The organism is Actinosynnema sp. NPDC004786, assembly GCF_053601135.1.
This window is the reverse complement of sequence record NZ_JBSGBG010000008.1, coordinates 174,812-194,728: the sequence shown is the minus strand read 5'-3', so window position 1 is coordinate 194,728 and position 19,917 is coordinate 174,812. Positions and strand designations below refer to the sequence as shown.

Below are 19,917 nucleotides of genomic sequence, written 5' to 3'. Positions count from 1 at the left end.
GCACGCAGGCCCGGTCCCGGCGCGCGATGAAACGTCTCAGCCGAATCGCCCGCCTTGACGGACCGATGTGACCTGGATAACGTCGGTCGCCGGGAATGAAACGTTTCACAACGTTCCGCGAGAGCGAGGTCCGCGTGCGCCCGTTGCTCGAACTCCGCGACGTCGGGAAGTCGTTCCAGGCCGTCCGGGCGTTGCGCGGCGTCTCGCTCTCGCTGCACGCGGGGGAGGTGCACGCGCTGGCGGGGGAGAACGGCGCGGGCAAGTCGACCGTGGTGCGGATCATCGGCGGCGAGCACCGGCCGGACGCGGGCGAGGTGCTGCTCGACGGCGAACCGGTGCGGTTCGCCTCGCCGCGCGACGCCCGGCGGCGCGGGGTCGCGGTGATCCACCAGGAACCCGTGCAGTTCCCGGACCTCGGCGTGGCCGAGAACGTCTTCATGGGTCGGCAGCCGCTGCGCCGGGGCCGGCGGATCGACCGCCGGGAGATGCACCGGCGCACGACCGAGCTGCTCGACCTCCTCGGCGTCCCGATCGACCCCGCCCGGCCCACCCGGGGCCTGTCGATCGCGGACCAGCAGATCATCGAGATCGCCAAGGCGCTGTCGGCCGACGCCCGCGTGATCGTGATGGACGAGCCGACCGCCGCGCTGTCCGCGGTCGAGGCCCGGCGGCTGTTCCGGGTGGCGCGCGGGCTCGCCGAACGGGGCGCGGCGCTGCTGTTCATCTCGCACCGCCTGGAGGAGTTGTACGAGCTGTGCGACCGGGTGACCGTGCTGCGCGACGGCGCGCTCGTGTCGACCGACCCCATCGCGGAGGTCGGGCACGACGAGCTGGTGCGGCGCATGGTCGGCCGCTCGGTCGAGCAGCTCTTCCCCGCCCGCCGCACCGAGGTCGGCGAACCCCGGCTCGTGGTGGAGGGCCTGACCCGCGCCGGCGTGTTCCGCGACGTCTCCTTCGAGGTGCGGCGCGGCGAGATCGTCGGCCTGGCCGGGCTGGTCGGCTCCGGCCGCACGGAGGTGGCGCGGGCGGTGTTCGGGGTGGACGGCCGGGACGCGGGCACGGTCCGGGTGGACGGCGTCGAGCTGCCGCCCGGCGACCCGCGGGCCGCCATCGACCGCGGTGTGGCGCTGGTGCCGGAGGACCGCCGCGAGCAGGGCCTGGTGCCGGAGCTGTCGGTGGAGCGCAACGCGAGCCTGGCCCGGCTGCGGCGCGTCTCGCCCCTCGGGATCACCCGGCGCCGCCGGGAACGGGCGCTGGCGCGGGAGTGGGGCGGGCGGCTCTCGGTGAAGGTCGGCCGCTGGACCGACCCGGCCGCCACGCTGTCCGGCGGCAACCAGCAGAAGGTCGTGCTGGGCAAGTGGTTGGCCACCGAACCGTCCGTGCTCATCGTGGACGAGCCGACCAGGGGCATCGACATCGGCACGAAGGTCGAGGTGCACGCCCTGCTGGCCGACCTCGCGGCGGGCGGGATGGCGATCCTGCTGATCTCGTCCGAGCTGCCCGAGGTGCTGGGCATGGCCGACCGGGTGCTGGTGGTGCACGAGGGGCGGATCGCCGCGGAGCTGTCCGGCGCGGAGGCGACCGAGGAGGCCGTGATGCGCGCGGCGACCGGGAGTGCGGCATGAGGCCGCGCGCCCTGCTGTCCGGCCGCGAGCTGGGCGTCGTGATCGCGCTCGTCGTGGTGGTGGCCGGCACCGCGGCGGTGCGGCCGTCGTTCCTCAACGCGCAGGGGCTGCACGACCTGTTCCTCAACGCCTCCGTCATCGCGCTGCTGGCCATCGGCCAGGCGCTGCTGGTGATCACCCGGAACATCGACCTGTCCGTCGGCTCCGTGATGGGCCTCGCCGCGTTCCTGTCCGGGCAGCTGTTCCTCGCCGACCGGGACCTGCCGGTCGTCCTGGTGGTGGCGGCGGGCATGGCGCTGGGCGCGGTCTGCGGCGCGGTCAACGGCGCGCTGGTCGCGGTGGCCAAGGTGCCCGCGCTGGTGGTCACGCTCGGCACGCTCTACGTGTTCCGCGGCCTGGACTACGGCTGGGCGAGCGCGACCGGCGTGCGGCAGGTCAACGCCGACCGGATGTCGCCGGACTTCCTCGCGTTCGGCAGCGGCGCGGTGCTCGGCGTGCCCAACCTGAGCCTGATCGCCCTGGCGGCGCTGGTCGTGATCGGGTACGCGCTGCACAACTGGCGGTCCGGCCGGGAGCTGTACGCCATCGGGTCGAACCCGGAGGCGGCGCGGCTGGCGGGCATCCCGGCGGGCAGGCGGGTGTTCACCGCGTTCGTCGTGTCCGGCGCGCTGGTCGGCCTGGCGGGCGTGCTGCACGTGGCCTACTTCGGCACGATCAACGCCTCCGTGGGCACGGGCCGCGAGCTGGCCGTGGTCGCGGCCGTCGTGGTCGGCGGGGTGGCGATCTTCGGCGGCAGCGGCTCCGTGCAGGGCGCGGTGCTCGGCGCGCTGCTGCTCACCACGATCAGCGGCGCGCTGCCGGTCCTGGGCGTGCCCGCGTTCTGGCAGCGGGCGGTGGACGGCGCGGCGCTGCTGCTGGCCATCTCGCTGGACCGGGCCGTGGTGCTGCGGGTGGCCGCCCGCCTGCGCCGGGAGAGGAGCCTCGGTCGTGCGTGACCGGCTGGTGCGCTGGGAAGTGGTCCTGCTCCTGCTGTGCGGCGCGGTGTTCGCGTTCGGCTCGACCGGCACGCCCGGTTTCGCCGACGCGGGCAACGTCGGCTTCCTGCTCCAGGACTTCACCGAGGTGGCGCTGCTGGCGATGGCGTTGCTGCCGATCGTGCTGACCGGCGAGATCGACCTGTCGGTGGCGTCCGTCCTCGGCTTCTGCTCCGCGCTGATCGGCGTGCTGTGGGACGCCGGCGTGCCGTTCGAGACCGTCGTGCCGGCGGTGCTGGTGGCGGGCGCGCTGCTGGGCGCGGTCAACGGGGGCCTGGTGGTGGGGTTCGGGCTGCCCGCGCTGGCCGTCACGATCGGCACGCTCGGCCTGTACCGGGGGCTGGCGTACGGGGTGCTCGGCGACGGCGCGGTGACCGGGTTCCCGGAGAACTACCGGCCGTTCGCCACCGACCTCGTCCCCGGCACCTTCCTGCCGTACGCCCTGATCCCGGTGCTCGTGGTCGGGTTGGTGGCCGCGGTGGTCGTCCACCACACGCCGGCCGGGCGCGCGCTGTACGCCATCGGTCTCGGCGAGCAGACCGCGCGGTTCTCCGGCATCCGGGTCGACCGCGTGAAGTTCACCCTGTACGTCGTGTCCGGCGTGCTGTGCGGGGTGGCGTCGTTGATCTACACGCTGCGGTACAACAGCGCCCGCGCGGACAACGCGAACGGCCTGGAGCTGGTCGCCGTCACGGCGGTGCTGCTGGGCGGGGTGTCCATCTTCGGCGGGCGCGGCACCGTGCTCGGCGTGGCGAGCGCGTTGCTGCTGATGGCGGGGCTGCGCAACGTGCTGTTCCTCAACGACGTGACGAACGAGGTCCAGAACGTCGTGAACGGCCTGCTGCTGATCGTCTCGGTGCTCGTGCCGGTCGCCGCGAGGGTGCTGCGCGGACGACGACCCGTCTCATCCCTGGAGGAACGACGATGAAGCTCCACACCGCGCCGAAGCTGGCCGGGGTCGTGCTCGCCCTCGTGCTCGTCGCGGCGTGCGGCGGGACGACCAAGGACTCCACCGCGGGGCAGGACGCGGGCCGCGGCACGGGGGCGGTCGGGACCGCGGACCCGAACGCGCCGGTCGAGGAAGGGCTGAAGATCGCCTTCCTGCCCAAGGAGGTGGACAACCCGTACGAGATCGTCATGGACCGGGGCGGCATCGAGGCGGTTACCGAGGTCAAGGGCGAGGGCAAGGAGGTCGGCCCCTCCGACGCGTCGGCCTCCTCGCAGGTCTCCTACATCAACACGCTCGTGCAGCAGCGGCAGGACGCGATCGTGATCGCGGCCAACGACCCGAACGCCGTCGCGCCCGCGCTCAAGGACGCGATGGCCAAGGGGATCGCCGTGGTGACGGTCGACTCCGACGCCGCGCCCGACGCGCGCCAGGTGTTCGTGAACCAGGCCGACTCCGAGGAGATCGGGCGGTCCCAGATCCGGCTGATCTCGCGGCAGGTCGGCGGCCGGGGCAAGATCGCGATCCTGTCCGCCACGCCCAACGCCACCAACCAGAACACCTGGATCGGGTTCATGGAGGACGAGCTGGCGCAGCACCCCGGCCTCGAACTGGTCAAGGTGGCGTACGGGGACGACGACGACCAGAAGTCGTTCCAGGAGACGCAGGCGTTGTTGCAGTCCATCCCGGACCTGAAGGGGATCGTGTCGCCGACGACGGTGGGCATCTCCGCCGCCGCGCGGTACCTGTCCTCCTCTCCGCACAAGGGGAAGGTGGCGCTCACCGGGCTGGGCACGCCGAACCAGATGCGGCAGTTCGTCAAGGACGGCACGGTCACGGAGTTCGCGCTGTGGGACCCGCGGGAACTGGGCTACCTGGCGGGCTACGCCGCCGCCGCGCTCGCGTCCGGGCAGATCACCGGCGCGGAGGGGGAGAAGCTCAAGGCGGGCAGGCTCGGCGAGCGGACCATCGGCGAGAACGGCGAGATCGTCCTCGGGCCGCCGACGACCTTCGACGCGGGCAACATCGACCGGTACGACTTCTGACCGGTCCGGGTGCGCGGGGTCGGCGTCCACGCCGCCGACCCCCCTTCGATCAGCCCGCGACCGGTGTTCGACCGTGGCCCGGAGTGGCCGTCAGGGGTGCATCCGAGCGCCCTTGAGCACCTTGTCCACCGCGTTGCGCGGGCCGTGCACCCCGATGCCCACGAGGTCGAGCGCGTCACGCGGCACGGCGCGCACGGCGGCGCGGTTGTCCACGTCGTTGCCGGTGGCGAACAGGTCGGAGGTGAACACGGCCAGCGGGAGCCCCCGCCCGACCGCGCGGGCGTGCGCGGCGGTCAGGACCTCCTTGCCGCCGGTCAGCACGACCACCGGCCGGCCGAGCATGGGCAGGTACCGCGTCCCGTCCGCGTCCTCGTACGGCTCGCCGACCGCCTCGGGCACGGCGGCGGTGAGGCCGCCGGCCAGGAACGCGGTCACGTTGAGCGCCTGCCACGGCGCGAGGTCGTCCCGGAGCAGGAGGGCGAACTTCGTGTCGAATCGTTGCACCCGGACACCGTCGCCGGTGCGGCCCGGCGGCGTCTTGTACGTTCTTGACGTGGGCCCTGACATCGCCGCGTGGCGGCCCGCCGTGCCGGGCATCGTGGAGGTGCTGCACGCGCACTTCACCGACCACGCCTACCCGGCGCACACGCACGCCGCGTGGACGCTGCTGCTGGTGGACACCGGCACGGTGACCTACGGCCTGGACCACCGCGAGCACGGCGCGCCGCCCGCCTCGGTCACCCTGCTGCCGCCGCACGTGCCGCACGACGGGCGCAACGCGACCCCGGAGGGCTTCGGCAAGCGGGTGCTGTACCTGGACCCGGAGGTGCTGGGCACGGACCTGGTCGGCGCGGCGGTCGACCGCCCGGCGTTCGCCGACCCGGCGCTGCGGCTGCGCGTGCACCAGTTGCACGGGGTGCTGCGCGGCGGCGACGAGTGGGAGGCCGAGTCCAGGCTGGCCCTGGTCCGCGACCGGGTGCAGGCCCACCTGCGCCGGCGCGAGCCGACCGCGCCGACCCCCGAGCCGGGCCTGGCCCGCGCGCTGCGGGACCTGCTGGACGCGCACGTGACGGACGGCCTCACCCTGACCGACGCCGCCGCCCGGCTGGCGGCCGGCCCCGAACGCCTGGTCCGCGCGTTCACCCGCGAGTTCGGCCTGCCGCCGCACCGGTACCTCACCGGCCGGCGCGTCGACCTGGCCCGCCGCCTGCTGCTCGACGGCGTGCCGCCGGCCGAGGTCGCGCCCGCCGTCGGGTTCTACGACCAGTCGCACCTGACCCGGCACTTCCGCCGGATGCTCGGCACCGCGCCGGGCGCGTACGCGCGATCGGGCGCGCGGCGCTGACCCCGTCGGCCGGGGCGTGGCCGGGAAGCCCGCGCGCTCGGCGCCGCCCGCCGGGAACTCCTGGTTTCCCAGGACGACAGCGCGTTCACCGCCGGGGACGATGACGACCGCCGCCCGGCCGTGGGCGTCGCCTCCGGGGAAGGGAACGTGCCATGTTCGTGTTCAGCCGGCGATCACGCGGGAGATCCCGCCTGCTGCCGATCGTCCTCTCGGTGCTGCTGGGCCTGCCCGTGGCCGCGGTCGCGGCGGCGCCGGCCGCGCACGCCTCGCCGCCGACGGCGCTGCGCACCGGCAGCGGCGTGGTGATGGCAGGGCTGCACAGCGGTTTCGTGTGGGACGTGGGCGGTGGTGGCGGCCAGGGCGCAGAAGTCGTGTCCTACCCGTTCGTCGGTTACGCCAACCAGTTCTTCGTGTGGGAGGAGAGCCGGCGGCGGCCCGGCTACTTCTCGGTGCGCGCCGCGCACAGCAACCTGTGCGTGGACGTCGAGTGGGGCAACACCGCGCCCGGCACGCCCGTCTGGAGCTGGCCCTGCTACGACGGCGACCCCCAGCTGTGGCGGATCGACACCACGGGCAACGGCGGGTTCCGGTTGGTCGGGCTGGGCGGGCTGTGCCTGACCGTGCCGTCGGTGAAGGGCCGGCCCTTGTTCATGGACCACTGCGGTGCGCGGGACGAGCAGTGGATGACCTACAGCGCGCCGTTGGTGCAGCCGGCGCCGATCAGCGACCCGCCCACGACCAAGGTCCTGACGATGGTGTACTCGTTCGAGTCGGTCATGACCCGTTACGGCGCGAGCGAGCACGAGGACTTCCTCGTCCGCCCGGTGGTGGACTCCGCGGGCCGGGTCGGTCACCTCCTGTACGCGCCGGGCAAGCGCCTGTGCCTCGGCTCGGCCGGTTACTCCCACAGCCCGGTGGGCGGGTACCCCTGCGACCCGGGCACCACCCGCGACGCCTACCTGCTGTGGTTCCGGGAACAGGTGGGCACCAGTTGGCTCGGCACCCCGGAGTACCTCTACCGCTACGGCGCCGATCCGCGCCTGTGCCTGACCGGGGGCGGTTACCTCGCCCAGTACGAGGACCGGGTCGAGGTCTACCCCTGCTACCCGACCTACGCCAACCAGCGCTGGCGCTAGCCGGCCGAGGGCGGCCCGGACGTCCGGCGGCCCGGAGGAGGGGTTCCGGGCCGCCGGCGCCGTGGCGCGACCGGTCAGGAGGTGGAGCCGGTGACCGACGTGCCGGACTTGGTGACGTAGTAGGTGAGCTTCGCGCCGCTCCAGTAGTGGAACGTCAAGGTCACCCGCGCGCCGTCGTTGACCTCGGCGAAGAACTCGGGCTTCAGCACGGTCGTGTTCGCGGTGTAGTTCGGCGCGAAGGTCACGTCGAACTCCTTGAACGAGGTCCAGTTGTGCGGCCCGGCGTTGGTGCCGTCGGCGTACCTGGCCTCCATGGTGGCGAGCTGGTCGCCGCGGAACTGGGTCGGGACGGCGAACGCGCCGGTCGTGCCGGTCGCGTTCGACAGCACCGGCGTGTCGTAGGTGACCAGGTTGATCCGCCACGGCACGCCCGCCGAGAACCGGGCGTGCAGGGTGGCGTTCGTCCCGTACGCCCGCGACCCGCTCAACCGGGTGATCAGCGACGCCTTGATGGTCAACTGGTCGCCGCTGACCGTGTAGTCCGTGCCGCGCACCAGGTCCGTCGAGCCCTGGCGCAGGCCGGAGAACGTGGTGCCGTTCAGGTTGAGCGTCAGCGTCTTGTCGGTGACCGCCGACGCCTTGGCGCTGAACACCTGGTCCGACGACGCCGTGCCGGACCGGGTCGTCCAGCTCGACTTGATCTGCGCCCACAGCTCCGGGTCGCTCCACTGGAACGAGGTGCGGCCGAAGTGCTGGCCGTTGTCCCACAGCATCGTGGTGATCTTCTTGGTGCGGGCGTAGTAGCCGAGGAACTCGAAGAACTTCAGCTTCTCGCCCTGCTGGATGGTGCCCGTGTGCCGGTCGAAGCCCAGCAGGCCGTACTCGCCGAGGATCACCGGGATGCCGCGGGCCACGAACGCGTTGTGCATGCGGTCGAACGAGTCGGTCAGGTCCTTCTGCACGGTGGCGTCGAACTTCGTCCCGCCCGCCACGTTCACGCTGAACGGCCAGTAGCCGTAGAAGTGGAACGTCGCGATCAGGTTCGGGTCGTTCAGCGCGGTGAAGGTGGCGACCAGCTCGTCCACCCGCGCCTGCTCCGACGACGTGTGCAGGGTGGGCAGCACGAGCAGGCGGGTGGCGTTGTTGCCGCCCGAGGCGCGCACGATCCGGTGGAACGACTTGTTCAGCTCGTCCAGCAGCTGCGCGTTCTGGGCGTCACCCGAGCTGTTGGCGAACTGCGGCTCGTTGACGCTCTCCAGCATCAGCTTCGGCGAGGCGTCCCGGAACGCGGCCGCGATCTGCGTCCACGCCGCGTTGTACCGGGCCAGCACGTTCGTCCGGTCGGTCGGCATGGCGTTGATCCACTGCCACGAGTCGTGGTGGATGTTGACCATGACGTAGAAGCCGTCGGCCAACGCCCAGTTCACGACCTCCTTCACCCGCGCGAGGTAGGCCGCCTCGATGGTGTAGCCCGGCGCGCCGCCCTGGTGCGCGCTCCACGTGACCGGGATGCGGATGCTCTTGAAGCCCTGCGCCCGGACGTTGTCCAGCAACGCCTCGGTGATGCGCGGGTTGCCCCACGAGGTCTCGTCGCTGCCGGTGGCGTCGAGCGAGTTGCCGAGGTTCCAGCCGGGCTGCATCTCCGCGACCCGCGCCATGGCGTCACCGGTCGGCGGGTTGCCGGTCGTGGTGGTCGTGGTCGTGGTCGTGGTGGTGGTCGTCGTGGTGGTCGTGGTCGTCGTGTCGCCGGTGCAGTTGACACCGTTGAGCGCGAACGACGTCGGGGCCGGGTTCGAGCCCGACCACGAGCCGTTGAAGCCGAACGACACCGTGCCGTTGGTGGGGATGTTGGCGTTGTAGCCGACGTTGGTCGCGGTGACCTGGCCGCCCGACGACGTGACGGTGGCGTTCCACGCCTGGGTCACGGTCTGCCCGGCCGGGAACGCCCACGTGAGGCGCCACCCGGCGATCGGGTCACCCAGGTTGGTGATGGTGACGTTGCCGCTGAACCCGCCCTGCCACTGGCTGGGTACCGAGTACGCCACCCGGCAGCCCGCCGCCGCCTGGGCGTCGGTGACCGCGACAACACCCATGCCGGCGAGCAGCGAGGCCATTCCGGTGGCCAGCAGGCCAACCCGCCAACGGATTTTTCTCAGCTTGTCGCGCATATCGGCCATGACGCTCCTCGTAATCGCGTGCGGCAGCGGGAGGGGTGGGAACCGAACGTGCGCGGACGTCGTGGCCGGGCGCGGTGTGCACTCGAATGCGCCGGTCGCCGCCCGGCACACCGGCGCGCCGCGACGGGAGACCGGGCGCGGCGGCGTGTTCCGGCGCTGCCTCGCCATGATGTTGGCGGTAACGGATGGGTGACGCAAGAGTTTCGACTGGAATCGACAGCGCGGCGCGGTCGGCGGATGCGGAATTCGGGTTCCGGGTCGAAATCATTCGACGTGCGACCGGGCTGCCATTCGACAAATCCGTCGAACGTGTTCGACGAAGGCGCGTCGAAAAGCGGCTGACCCGGTCGGGGATCGCCCGATCGTGGAACGGGCCGTCTCGCTAGGTTGCCCGGCGTGCCGCTTCCGAAGATCGGGGTCGTCCTGGCGCGGACCGGGCGCCTGTCGCCGCTCGGCGTGCCGCTGGAGTTCGTCGCCACGGCCCTGCCGTGGCCCGTCGAGGTGCTGCTGCGCGACACCGGCTCGACGCCGGCGGGCGCGCGGGCGGCGGTCCGGTCCGCGGTCGGGGCCGGCGCGCGGGTCGTGGTGACGCTGGGCGGCACGACGACGTTGCCCGCCGTCGTGGACGCCTGCGCCGAGCGCGAGGTGCCGTGCGTGTCCACGACGCTGCCCTGGCAGGTGTTCCACCACACCCGGCGGTGGCCGGGGACGGCGTTCCACTTCTGCTGGGGCGTGGACGACATCGCGTCGGTGTTCGCGGACCTGTGGGAGCGGCTGGGCGCGGCGCGGACCGTCGGGTGCGTGTGGAACGACGGCCCGCAGGGCGGCGCGCTGCGGCGGTGGTTCGCGCCCGTCGCCACCGCGCGCGGGCACCGCCTGGTCGACCTGCCGTACCGGGAGTCGAGCGGCGTCGTGCCCGCCGTCGGCGACGTGGAAGTGGTGACGAGCGCCGCGACCGCCGCCGACCTGGCCGAGGTGGTGCGGGCGCGACGGCCCCGGCTGGTGACGTGCTCGCGGTGGCTGACCGACCCGTTCGGCGTGGCCCGGCACGGGCTGGCGCGGGTCGCCACGATCGTCTCGTGGACGCCGGAGCACGAGCACGTCGGCCGCGGCGGGCGGACGCCGCGCGACCTCGCCCGCGCCTACGAGGACGCCACCGGGTCGGCGTGGCTGCAACCGCTCGGGCTCGCGCACGCCCTGTTCGAGGTCGCGGTGCACGCGCTCGGCGAGGCGGACGCGTCCACCCCGGTCACCGAGGTGCTGTCGCGGACCCGGTTGGCGACGGTGGCAGGCGTGCTCGACTGGACCCGCGGTCCCGTGCCGGGCGTGGCGACGCTGCCGCTGGCGGGCGGGCAGTGGCGCGGCGGTCCGCGACCGTCCCTCGCGGTCGTGGACAACCGCCGCGCGCCGCTCGTGCCGGTGTCGGGCGAGCTGGTCGTCCAATGCCGCACCTCGGAACGTTGACCCCTGATCGGCCCGGCGACGGATCCGCCTGATCGCCCGGACCTGCGCCGCCTTGTCCGACGGCTGCAGCTCGATCAAGATTCCCGGCACCGTCCAATCGACATCCAGAGTCCGTCCAGAGTCCGTCCAGACGTGAACTCTAACGTCCTGTCTGCAATGAGCGACTCGTTCCATTGCCATTGACGGGAAAGGTGAGATGTCCATGCGAATCCGCGCCACGGCTTGGTCGTCCGTCGTCATGGCGGTAGCCGCGACCGCCGCGCTGATGGCCTCGTCCGGTGTGGCCACCGCGTCGTCCGCCACCGCCGAACGATCTCGACTACAGCAGGCGCCGGCAACGCAGGCGGTCCCGGAATCGGCGGTCGTCTTGCGCAGACTGGATTCCCGACAGGGGGAGGCCGCCGGCACGAGCGGCCCGCCGGTGATCACGTGCAACGCGATCAGCGACTACCCGCACAACTCCTCGCACGTCCCCGGCACGATCAACGTGGTGGGCCGTGGGGTGTGCGACTACGCGGTCGGGAGCATCGACGTGGTCACGGGCTTGTTCCGGGGCGGGACGACCGTCGTCGGCACCGGCGCACGAGTCCAGGCCAACGTTGCCAGCCTCTCCGCCCCCGCCTCGGCGCCGTGCGCCGCCGGTAGCTACATCGGTGTGGCCGACGTCATCTTCACCGCGCCACCCGGCTACTACCCGCCGGCCATCCGCCTGGTCGGCCAGTCACCTTCCGTTTCCCTCAGCTGTTGAGCCCGCCCTGGGGCATCGCTGTGCAGCGCAGGGCGGTGGACTCGGCGTCGGTCCGGTTCGGCCGGGAGCTGGAGGTCGGTGGGAACATCGCGCCGGCGTCGAGCGGCCCGGCCTCGGACGTCGCGGGGCGACGGTGGGCGGGGAGTTGTCCATGACGAGGTAGAGGCGTTGGCCCGGCCATCGGGCCCGTGATGGCCGGGACCGCCTGCCCCCTGCCGCGTCACCTCGCCCTCGCCGCGAGGACAAGCCACGGGTTGACCTGCACGACGAACACCTCCACCGGGCACGGGTTTTCGTCGGAAGCTAGTTCGGGAATGGCGTCGGCGGTCGGCCGACTCCACCTTCGGCTGAATTTGAGCAGCGATCGTGTGACTTCCGCTTCACGAGTGTGAACATTTCCGACGAATCCTCGGGTCGAGGAGCGGATCGACCCGGGGAATCCGGGCTGATATGACCGTCGCATGACGAGAACAGCGGTCGTGCCCGGTGGCGGGACGGGGATCGGCAAGGCGGTGACCGCCGAATTGGTGAAGCGCGGCCCGGACGTGGTGATCACCGGCCGGCGCGAGGACGTGCCGGCCGCCGCGGCGGAGGCCGGCGCGCGGGCGGTCGCGTTCGACGCGGCGGACCCGGCGGCCGTGGCGGCGGCGTCGGCCGAGTCGCCCGAACAAGTCGTGCTGGTGAACAACGCGGGCGGCGACCTGGCCCGCCGCCGTCCTGCGGCCGGGGCATCACGGCCGACGTCGTGTCGCCGGGCGTCACGGAGGAGACGGAGTTCTTCGGCGCGCCGCTGCCCGAGGAGCGGCGGCGCGAGCTGGTCGGCAACCCCGCCAACGGGCGCGCCGGCAGGCCCGCCGACGTGGCGGCGGCGGTGGCGTTCCCGACCTCGCCGGAGGCGGGGCACGTCACCGGTCAGGTGATCGGCGTCAACGGCGGCGCGGGGTCGGGGCGCGGATCCGCCGGCTTGACCGCCTCCAGGCGTTCGACGGTGCCGAGCTTGAGGCGTTCGCCGCGGCGCACGGTGAAGCCCGCCGCCTCCACCAGCGGGAGGGGTCGGCGGGTCTGGTGGTCACCGATCAGCGGCAGGGTCAGCTTCTCCAGCAGGCGTTGGAGGAACAGCACCGGCCGGCGGTCGCTGCCGACGTGGTCCAGGAGCAGCAGCCGCCCGCCGGGGCGCAGGACGCGGTGCGCCTCGGCGATGGCGGCGCGGTCGTCCGGGACGCCGCACAGCCCCAGCGAGCACACCACCGCGTCGAAGACGGCGTCGCCGAACGGCAGCGCCTGGGCGTCGCCCTCGCACAGGGTCACGTCCAGGCCGAGGTCGGCCGCGCGGGCGCGGGCCCGGTCGAGCATCGCCGGGCTGAGGTCCAGGCCCGTCAGGCGGACGCCGGGCGGGTAGTGCGGCAGGTTCAACCCGGTGCCGATGGCGACCTCCAGCACGTCGCCTTCCGCCCGTGCGCAGACCCACTCTCGACCGCCCGCCAGCCAGAGCCGTTCGGCCGGCCGGATGTCCCGGTCGTACCGGGGCGCGTACCGGTCCCACTTGGCGCGCAGGTCTTCGTCCACGGCGTCATCCTCCCCGGTGCTTCGCCTACCGTGTCCGCATGCGGGTGTGCGTGTTCTGCGGATCTTCCAGCGGGCGGGTGCGGCACGTCGATGTTGCCCGCCGGGTCGGCGCGGCGCTGGCCGGGCAGGGCGTCGAGGTGGTGTACGGCGGCGGCCGGATCGGCACCATGGGCGCGCTGGCGGACGGCGCGCTGGCGGCGGGCGGGACGGTGATCGGGGTGATCCCGCGCAGCCTGGTGGAGTGGGAGGTCGCGCACACCGGCCTCACCCGGTTGCACGTCGTGGGGTCGATGCACGAGCGCAAGGCGTTGATGGCCGAGCTGGCGGACGTGTTCATCACCCTCCCGGGCGGCGCGGGCACCCTGGAGGAGATGTTCGAGGTGTGGACTTGGGCCCAGCTCGGGCTGCACGCCAAACCGGTTGGAATGCTGAACGTCGACGGGTACTTCACGCACTTGGTCAGGATGGTCGACCACATGGTCGCGGAAGGGTTCCTCAAACCGCCGTACCGGGAAATGCTGCTCGTGGACGATGACTTCGACCGCCTCCTCGCGCGGTGCCGCGACTACCGGATCCCCGACTACACCTGGACCGAGGAGAAACCACTCCCATAGATCAGTGATCTGGGTAACGTGGTCAACCTGAAGGCTTTTTGCGGTCGGATTCACGCCATGCGGGGGGTGCGGGCGATGGACATCGGACATTGGCAGCGGCGGTTGGCGGAGCTGTGCGAGGCGCACCGGGTGCCGGGCGCGTCACTGGCGGTCCTGGTGGACGGGGAGATCCACGAGTGCGCGACGGGGGTGCTGCACCGCGGCACCGGCGTCGAGGCCACCCCGGACTCGCTGTTCCAGATCGGCTCGATCACCAAGCTCTACACCGCCACCATCATCATGCAGCTGGTCGCCGAGGGGCTGCTCGACCTGGACGCCCCGGTGATCTCGGTGCTGCCCGGGTTCGCCGTGGCCGACGCCGTGGCGACCAAGACGGTCACGACCCGCCAACTGCTGTCGCACACCAGCGGCATCGACGGCGACTTCTTCCACGACACCGGGCGCGGCGACGACTGCGTGGCCGCCTACGTCGCGGCGTGCGCCCGGCTGGGCCAGAACCACCCGCCCGGCGTCACGATGTCCTACAGCAACAGCGGTTTCACCGTGCTCGGCCGGATCATCGAGGTGCTGACCGGCGACATCTGGGACGTCGCGCTGCGCAAGCGGCTGCTCGACCCGCTGGGCGCGCACCACACCGTGACGCTGCCCGAGGACGTGCTGATGTTCCGCTCGGCCCTGGGCCACCTCGGCGACCCCGGCGAGGAGCCGGTGCCCGCGCCGGTGTGGGGGCTGTCGCGGTCCGCGGGGCCGGCCGGGACGATCAACGCGACCGCGGCCGACGTCCTCCGCTTCGCCCGCCTGCACCTCGACCGCGGTCGCGCGCCGGACGGCACCGTCATCCTGGACCCCGCGCTGGTGGCCGAGATGGCGCGGCCGTGGGTGGAACTGCCCACGAGCCGCGCCGACTGCACGCGGTGGGGCCTGGGCTGGGTCGTCTACGACTGGCCCGGCGGCCGGGTCATCGGCCACGACGGCGCGACGGTGGGGCAGAAGGCGTACCTGCGGGTCGTGCCCGAGGCGGGCGTGGCGGCCGTGCTGCTCACCAACGGCGGCGTGCCGGCCGAGGTGTACCAGCGGCTGTTCACGGAGTTGCTGACCGAGCACGCGGGCGTCTCGGTGCCGCGGTTCGAGCCGCCGGCCGAGCCGCCCGTGGTCGACATCGCCCCGCACGTCGGCAACTACCGGCGGGAGGGCTACGACGTGCGGGTGGTCGAGCGGGACGGCGTCCTGCACCTGCGCGGCGAGAGCATCGGCGAGCTGGCCGCGATCAACGCGGTGACCACCGCGGAGCTGGTGCCGGTGGACGACGGGCTGTTCGCCGCGCGGCGCAACGAGCACGAGCCGTGGGTGCCCGTGGTGTTCTACGAGCTGCCCGACGGCACGCCGTACCTGCACTTCAGCATGCGCGCGACGCCCAAGGCGCGAGCCTGACCCGGTGGCCGCGCCGGTTTGCGCCCGAGCCCGTGTAACCACTATAACCAGTTACATGGCATTGAGTTGGAAGCTGGTCGTGGACAGCGCGAACGCGCCCGTGCTCGCGGACTTCTGGGCCGCCGCGCTGGAGTACGAGGTGGAGGACCCGAGCGTGCTCGTCGGGCAACTGCTCGCCGCCGGGCACCTCGGCGAGGACGCGGTGGTCGAGCACGGCGGCCGCAGGACGTTCCGCGGGTTCGCCGGGATCCGCCACCCCGACGACCCGTTCGACCCGACCAGCGGCGTGGGGCGCGGCCGGCGGATCCTGTTCCAGGACGTGCCCGAGGGCAAGTCGGTCAAGAACCGGCTGCACATCGACGTGCACAGCGAGCCGGGCGGGCTGGAGGCGCTGGTGGCCAGGCTGGAGGGGTTGGGCGCGACCCGCGTGCGCGAGGTCGACCAGGGGCCCGCCGGGCACTGGTGGGTCATGCGCGACCCCGAGGGCAACGAGTTCTGCGCGTCGTAGGCCGGGTCACGGGAACGGCCACCCGTTCGGGCGGCACACCTTGCCGTCCGACGGGATCGCGACGCCCTGCGGCACGCCCGCGGTGATCGCGGCCACCTCGTCGTTCGCCGTGCCGAACGTCTGCTGCATCATCACCGGGGCGAGCGCGCCGTGCTCCGGGCAGGGCCGGTGGCCCTCGCCCAGCGCGTGGCCCACCTCGTGGTTGACCACGTACCAACGGTAGAACTCCAGGACGCCGTCGAACGCGACCGCGCCGCGCACCCACCGCGCCGCGCTGAGGTGCACCAGCCCGCCGTCGCGGCACGACACGTCCACCGGGATCCGGTAGCCGCACACCGCGCGGGCGGTGTCCTGCGACGTGAGCCTGATGCGCGGGGTCGCCGGCCCGGTCACCCGGCGGAACGCCACGTCGCCGCGCGCCGTCCACCCGCGCGGGTCGGGCAGGGTCTCCTGCACGAACGCGGCGAACCCCGGCTCGTCGTGGACGACCCCGTCCTCCGCCTCCACCGCGTAGGTGGGCACGACGCCCGTCCCGACGCCCGGCGACGACCCCGGCACCTCGTGGAACGTCCCGAGGCCGGTGATCGGGACGGGTCCGCCGTCGGGCAGGTCCGAACTGGACGCGTACGTCCGCCTGGTGGTCGTGGTGGTCGTGACCGTTGTCGTCGGCCGGGCCGTCGTGGTGGGCGGGGGCGGTGAACTCGACGCCGGAGAAGGCCGACTCGCTGAACCGCGCGTTGCCCGCCCGGGGTTCGGCGAACTCCCGGTCGGCGAAGTACCCCGTGGTGGCTGTGGGCGGTCGGGTGACCGCCGGAGCGTACCGGCCGGCCCGCGTGGCGCTGCCCACACACCACTATTGAGAATGATAATCATGTTGCTAGGTTCGCCGGGCCCTGTCCGCCCGACGCTGGGACGACCCGTGCGCCACCGCCTCACCCTGCTCGCCGCCGCCTGCGCCCTCCTGCTGTCCGGGTGCTCCACCGCGGAACCCGCCGCCGACGGCCGGATCAAGCTCGCGATGCTGCAACCGCCGCGGTCCGGCCTGACCCCGTTCAGCGACGACGCGTTCAAGCTCTCCCGCTGGTCCACCGCCGAAGCACTGGTCACCCTCGACGCGGACGGCAACGCCCGGCCCGGCCTGGCCACCGCGTGGCGGCGGGTCTCCGACCGCTCCTGGGAGTTCACCGTCCGGCCCGGCGTGACCTTCCACGACGGCACCGCGCTGACCGCCGCCGCCGTCGCCAACACCCTCACCCGCGCCACCGCCGCCGTGCCCAAGCCCCGCATCCTCGACGGCGTGGAGCTGACCGCCGAAGCGAGGGGCGACACCGTGGTCGTCACCACCGGGGAGCCCGACCCGCTGGTGCCGCACCGCCTGTCCTCGCCGCAACTGGCGATCCTCGCCGAGAGCGCCTACCTCCCCGACGGGCGGGTCGACCCGGTCGGCACGGGCACCGGCCCGTTCGAACTGGTGGCGGTGAACGGGACGACGACCGCCGCGCTCGACCGGTACGACGGCTACTGGGGCCCGAAGGCCAACGCCGCGGGCATCGACGTCTCGTTCGTGCCGGACGGCGCCGCCCGCGCCGCCGGGATCCGGGCCGGCGCGGCGCACATCGCGGAGGCCGTGCCGGTGTCGCAGGCCGCGCTGCTCGACCCCGCGACGATCACCGAGGTGCCGATGCCCCGCACCAACACGCTGTACCTGAACACGAAGACGGGACCGTTCCGGGATCCGGGGTTGCGCGCCGCGGCGCGGGAGGCCGTCGACGCCGGGCAGCTGGTCCGCGGCGTGTACGAAGGCCGCGCCGACGTCGCCGAAGGGCTGCTCGGCCCGGCCCTGCCGTGGGCCGCCGCCGGACGCGCGCCGCTCACCGGCCGCACCGCCGCCACCCACCCGAACGGCGCCGCGATCACCCTGGCCACCTTCTCCGACCGCGCCGAGCTGCCCGAGGTGGCCTCCGTGCTGCAACAGCAGTTGCAGGACGCCGGGTTCACCGTGACGCAGGTCGTGCGCGAGTACGCCCACATCGAGGAGGACGCGCTGGCGGGGGAGTTCGACGCGTTCATCCTGTCCCGGGCGACCGTGCTCGACTCGGGCGACCCCGTGGCGTACCTGCGGTCCGACTTCACCTGCGACGGCTCCTTCAACATCGCGCGGCTGTGCGACGGCGACGTGGACGCGGCCGTGCGGACCGCCGCCGCCACCGAGGCGGGCGACGCGCGGCGGGCCGCGATCCTGGCGGCGGAGGCGGCGGTGCTGCGGACCGACGCGGCGATCCCGATGCTGCACGAACGCGTGATCCAGGGCGACGCGACGTCGGTGGTCGACTCGGCCAAGGACCCGCGCGAGCGGACGCTGGTCACGTCCGCGACCCGCCTGCGGTGACCGCGCTCGTCGCCCGCGTCGTCGGGCTCGCCGCGGTCGTCGCGGTGGTCGGGCTGCTGCCGTGGTTGTCCGGGCGCGACCCGGCCCTGTCGGTGCTGCGGGCGCGTTCCGCCGAGCAGGAGCCCACGGCCGAGGCGTTGGCCGCGGTGCGCCGGGAGCTGGGGCTCGACGCCGGTCCGGTGGCGTTGTTCGGCGACTGGCTGGGCGGCGTGCTGCGCGGCGATCTCGGCCGGTCGTGGGTCGGCGGCGCCGAGGTGCTGCCGTCGGTGCTCGCGGCGGCGGGCGTGTCGTTGTCGCTGATGGGTGCGGCGTTGGCGGTCGCCGTGGTGGTGGCGGGCGCGTTGTCGGCGTCGGCCTTCGTGCGCGGTGCCCGGGGAAAGGGACGCGCGGGCACGGGGGCCGCGTCGGCCGTGCTCGCGGCGCTGCCGGAGTTCCTGGTGGCGGCGGTGCTGCTCGTGGTGGTGTCGGTGTGGCTGGGTTGGCTGCCGCCGTTCGGCTGGCACGAGCCGCGGCACCTGGTGCTGCCCGCGCTGGCGCTGGGCCTGCCGGCGGGCGGGATCCTGGGCCGGCTGGTGGCCGACGCGGCGCCCGCCGTGTTCGAGGAGCGGTGGGTCGTGCTGTGGCGGTCGTGGGGGTGCCCGCCCGGTGTCGTGGCACGGGCCGCGGCACGTCGTGCGCTGCCCGCCGTGCTGCCCCAGCTCGGGCTGGTCGCCGTCGGGCTGACCGGGGGAGCGGTCGCGGTGGAGGTGGTGTTCGCGGTGCCCGGCCTGGGCCGCACCGCGTTGGGCGCGGCCGAGGCGCAGGACCTGCCGCTGTTGCAGGGGTCCGTGCTCGCCCTCGTGCTGCTCGGGTCGGCGGGCGGGGTGCTGGTGGACCTCGTCCGACGGCGGATGCTCGGACCGGCGCTGCGGGCGGCGGCCCTGCCGGCGCCGCCGCCCGTGCCGGTGCGGGCGGGCCGGGCGCATCGCGTGGTGGTCGCGGTGAGCGCTCTCGTGCCGGCGGTCGTCGTCGGCTGGGGCCTGCTGGGCGACCCGTTGCGGGTCGACCCGGCCGCACGCCTCGCCCCGCCGGGCTGGGCGCACCCGTTGGGCACCGACGCGGTGGGCCGTGACGTGCTCGCCCGGCTCGGGCACGGCGCGGCGGCCACGCTCACCGTGACGGTGCTGGTGTGCGCGTGCTCGTTCGCGGTGGCGCTGGTCGTCGGTTTCCTGCCGGGCCTGGCCGAGGGCGCGGCCGAGACCGCCAACGCCGTGCCGCCGGTGATCGCGGGCATCCTCGTCGCGGCGACCGCCGGACCCGGCGCGGCGGGCGCGTCCCTCGCGGTGGCCCTGGTGTCCTGGCCACCGCTCGCCGCCCACGCCGCGGCCCTGGTGCGGGAGAACCGCGCGGCCACGCACGTCACCGCCCTGCGCGCCCTCGGCGCCCCGCCGTGGTGGACGTGGACCAGGCACGTCCTCCCGGCCGTCGCGGGACCGGTCGCCCGGCACGCGGTCGTGCGGCTGCCGGGGATCGCGTTGGCGTTGGCGTCGCTGGGTTTCCTGGGCCTGGGCGCCCCGCCGCCGAGCCCGGAGTGGGGACTGGCGCTGGCCGAGTCCCTGCCCTACCTGGAACGCGCCCCCTGGGCGGCGTTGGCGCCGGCGGTGATGCTGGCGTTGACGGCCACGTTGGCGGTTTCGCTGTCGACGATCGCGTTGCGCCCGCCCGAGCGGCGGGCGGATGATCGCGGCACGGCGGAGCGAAAGGGCGGGAGTCGTGGCGGACCTGCGCGGACGGGCGATGCGCCTGCTCCGTGAGCGTGCCCCGCTCCTGCCTCTCGAGCCGCGCGGACGTCCCGCCGTGCGGTGAACCCACCGCACCCGGGAGCCGCCCATCGGGACAACGGGTCCGG

The 19,917-nt window shown here is 73.5% G+C and carries 17 protein-coding genes and 1 pseudogene; 14 read left to right on the top strand and 4 right to left on the bottom strand.

Annotation, left to right across the window (positions count from 1 at the left end; all coding sequences use genetic code 11):
• Positions 1-95 precede the first annotated feature (95 nt).
• The 4 genes from ACWEFJ_RS09770 to rhaS are packed head-to-tail and all read left to right on the top strand — an operon-like array spanning position 96 to position 4,651.
• Complete coding sequence (locus tag ACWEFJ_RS09770) at positions 96-1,625, top strand: sugar ABC transporter ATP-binding protein (protein WP_449713475.1); 1,530 nt, start codon at positions 96-98, stop codon at positions 1,623-1,625.
• A complete protein-coding gene (locus tag ACWEFJ_RS09765; protein WP_449713474.1) occupies positions 1,622-2,620 on the top strand; it encodes an ABC transporter permease in 999 nt (332 codons plus the stop codon). The genes ACWEFJ_RS09770 and ACWEFJ_RS09765 overlap by 4 nt, the downstream gene beginning before the upstream one ends.
• Complete coding sequence (locus ACWEFJ_RS09760; RefSeq protein ID WP_449713473.1) at positions 2,613-3,587, top strand: ABC transporter permease; 975 nt, start codon at positions 2,613-2,615, stop codon at positions 3,585-3,587. The genes ACWEFJ_RS09765 and ACWEFJ_RS09760 overlap by 8 nt, the downstream gene beginning before the upstream one ends.
• Complete coding sequence (gene rhaS, locus ACWEFJ_RS09755) at positions 3,584-4,651, top strand: rhamnose ABC transporter substrate-binding protein (RefSeq protein ID WP_449713472.1); 1,068 nt, start codon at positions 3,584-3,586, stop codon at positions 4,649-4,651. The genes ACWEFJ_RS09760 and rhaS overlap by 4 nt, the downstream gene beginning before the upstream one ends.
• Positions 4,652-4,741: 90 nt before the next feature.
• Here rhaS and ACWEFJ_RS09750 read toward each other — a convergent pair whose 3' ends face one another.
• Complete coding sequence (locus tag ACWEFJ_RS09750) at positions 4,742-5,155, bottom strand: DUF2000 family protein (RefSeq protein WP_449713471.1); 414 nt, start codon at positions 5,153-5,155, stop codon at positions 4,742-4,744.
• A 49-nt stretch (positions 5,156-5,204) separates the two neighbouring features.
• On the opposite strand from ACWEFJ_RS09750, the gene ACWEFJ_RS09745 reads away from it, so the two are divergent.
• Positions 5,205-5,996: an AraC family transcriptional regulator gene (locus tag ACWEFJ_RS09745; RefSeq protein WP_378090927.1), complete on the top strand. Its 792-nt coding sequence runs from the start codon at positions 5,205-5,207 to the stop codon at positions 5,994-5,996.
• Between the two features lie 152 nt (positions 5,997-6,148).
• A complete protein-coding gene (locus ACWEFJ_RS09740; protein ID WP_449713470.1) occupies positions 6,149-7,132 on the top strand; it encodes an RICIN domain-containing protein in 984 nt (327 codons plus the stop codon).
• 74 nt (positions 7,133-7,206) lie between these two features.
• Here the strand turns inward: ACWEFJ_RS09740 and ACWEFJ_RS09735 are convergent, their stop codons facing one another.
• Positions 7,207-9,309: a cellulase family glycosylhydrolase gene (locus ACWEFJ_RS09735; protein WP_449713469.1), complete on the bottom strand. Its 2,103-nt coding sequence runs from the start codon at positions 9,307-9,309 to the stop codon at positions 7,207-7,209.
• Positions 9,310-9,705: 396 nt separating this feature from the next.
• On the opposite strand from ACWEFJ_RS09735, the gene ACWEFJ_RS09730 reads away from it, so the two are divergent.
• The 3 genes and pseudogenes from ACWEFJ_RS09730 to ACWEFJ_RS09720 form a co-directional block, all read left to right on the top strand.
• Positions 9,706-10,773: an ABC transporter substrate-binding protein gene (locus ACWEFJ_RS09730; protein ID WP_449713468.1), complete on the top strand. Its 1,068-nt coding sequence runs from the start codon at positions 9,706-9,708 to the stop codon at positions 10,771-10,773.
• A gap of 196 nt (positions 10,774-10,969) precedes the next feature.
• Positions 10,970-11,521 carry a hypothetical protein gene (locus ACWEFJ_RS09725; RefSeq protein WP_449713467.1) on the top strand — a complete coding sequence of 184 codons (552 nt, stop codon included), beginning with the start codon at positions 10,970-10,972 and terminating at the stop codon, positions 11,519-11,521.
• A gap of 461 nt (positions 11,522-11,982) precedes the next feature.
• Positions 11,983-12,473, top strand: a pseudogene (locus tag ACWEFJ_RS09720) (SDR family oxidoreductase); the annotation flags it as partial.
• Here ACWEFJ_RS09720 and ACWEFJ_RS09715 read toward each other — a convergent pair.
• Positions 12,434-13,087 (bottom strand): class I SAM-dependent methyltransferase, encoded by a 654-nt coding sequence (locus ACWEFJ_RS09715; RefSeq protein WP_378090918.1) that lies wholly within the window; start codon positions 13,085-13,087, stop codon positions 12,434-12,436. The pseudogene ACWEFJ_RS09720 and the gene ACWEFJ_RS09715 sit on opposite strands and share 40 nt — an antisense overlap.
• 38 nt (positions 13,088-13,125) lie before the next feature.
• On the opposite strand from ACWEFJ_RS09715, the gene ACWEFJ_RS09710 reads away from it, so the two are divergent.
• The 3 genes from ACWEFJ_RS09710 (at position 13,126) to ACWEFJ_RS09700 (ending at position 15,640) form a co-directional block, all read left to right on the top strand.
• Entirely contained in the window at positions 13,126-13,701 is a 576-nt protein-coding gene (locus ACWEFJ_RS09710; RefSeq protein ID WP_378090917.1) for an LOG family protein, read from the top strand.
• 75 nt (positions 13,702-13,776) lie between these two features.
• Positions 13,777-15,132, top strand: coding sequence for a serine hydrolase domain-containing protein (locus tag ACWEFJ_RS09705; RefSeq protein ID WP_378090916.1), 1,356 nt, complete (start codon positions 13,777-13,779; stop codon positions 15,130-15,132).
• 55 nt (positions 15,133-15,187) lie between these two features.
• Positions 15,188-15,640, top strand: a complete 453-nt coding sequence (locus tag ACWEFJ_RS09700; protein ID WP_378090915.1) for a VOC family protein — start codon at positions 15,188-15,190, stop codon at positions 15,638-15,640.
• A gap of 6 nt (positions 15,641-15,646) precedes the next feature.
• Here ACWEFJ_RS09700 and ACWEFJ_RS09695 read toward each other — a convergent pair whose 3' ends face one another.
• Positions 15,647-16,513 carry a DUF3152 domain-containing protein gene (locus ACWEFJ_RS09695; protein ID WP_449713466.1) on the bottom strand — a complete coding sequence of 289 codons (867 nt, stop codon included), beginning with the start codon at positions 16,511-16,513 and terminating at the stop codon, positions 15,647-15,649.
• 46 nt (positions 16,514-16,559) lie between these two features.
• Between ACWEFJ_RS09695 and ACWEFJ_RS09690 the strand changes: the two genes are divergently transcribed.
• Together ACWEFJ_RS09690 and ACWEFJ_RS09685 are read left to right on the top strand one after the other, a co-directional pair.
• Positions 16,560-18,029: an ABC transporter substrate-binding protein gene (locus ACWEFJ_RS09690; protein WP_449713465.1), complete on the top strand. Its 1,470-nt coding sequence runs from the start codon at positions 16,560-16,562 to the stop codon at positions 18,027-18,029.
• Positions 18,026-19,822, top strand: coding sequence for an ABC transporter permease subunit (locus tag ACWEFJ_RS09685; protein WP_449713464.1), 1,797 nt, complete (start codon positions 18,026-18,028; stop codon positions 19,820-19,822). The genes ACWEFJ_RS09690 and ACWEFJ_RS09685 overlap by 4 nt, the downstream gene beginning before the upstream one ends.
• Positions 19,823-19,917: the final 95 nt, after the last annotated feature.

Excerpts from the sequence above, each read along its gene's own strand:
- ACWEFJ_RS09705 (WP_378090916.1), top strand. The coding sequence starts at position 13,777 with ATGGACATCGGACATTGGCAGCGGCGGTTGGCGGAGCTGTGCGAGGCG.
- ACWEFJ_RS09695 (WP_449713466.1), bottom strand. The coding sequence starts at position 16,513 with ATGATTATCATTCTCAATAGTGGTGTGTGGGCAGCGCCACGCGGGCCG.
- ACWEFJ_RS09735 (WP_449713469.1), bottom strand. The coding sequence starts at position 9,309 with ATGGCCGATATGCGCGACAAGCTGAGAAAAATCCGTTGGCGGGTTGGC.
- ACWEFJ_RS09765 (WP_449713474.1), top strand. The coding sequence starts at position 1,622 with ATGAGGCCGCGCGCCCTGCTGTCCGGCCGCGAGCTGGGCGTCGTGATC.
- ACWEFJ_RS09725 (WP_449713467.1), top strand. The coding sequence starts at position 10,970 with ATGTCCATGCGAATCCGCGCCACGGCTTGGTCGTCCGTCGTCATGGCG.
- ACWEFJ_RS09770 (WP_449713475.1), top strand. The coding sequence starts at position 96 with ATGAAACGTTTCACAACGTTCCGCGAGAGCGAGGTCCGCGTGCGCCCG.
- ACWEFJ_RS09700 (WP_378090915.1), top strand. The coding sequence starts at position 15,188 with ATGGCATTGAGTTGGAAGCTGGTCGTGGACAGCGCGAACGCGCCCGTG.
- ACWEFJ_RS09710 (WP_378090917.1), top strand. The coding sequence starts at position 13,126 with ATGCGGGTGTGCGTGTTCTGCGGATCTTCCAGCGGGCGGGTGCGGCAC.
- ACWEFJ_RS09740 (WP_449713470.1), top strand. The coding sequence starts at position 6,149 with ATGTTCGTGTTCAGCCGGCGATCACGCGGGAGATCCCGCCTGCTGCCG.
- rhaS (WP_449713472.1), top strand. The coding sequence starts at position 3,584 with ATGAAGCTCCACACCGCGCCGAAGCTGGCCGGGGTCGTGCTCGCCCTC.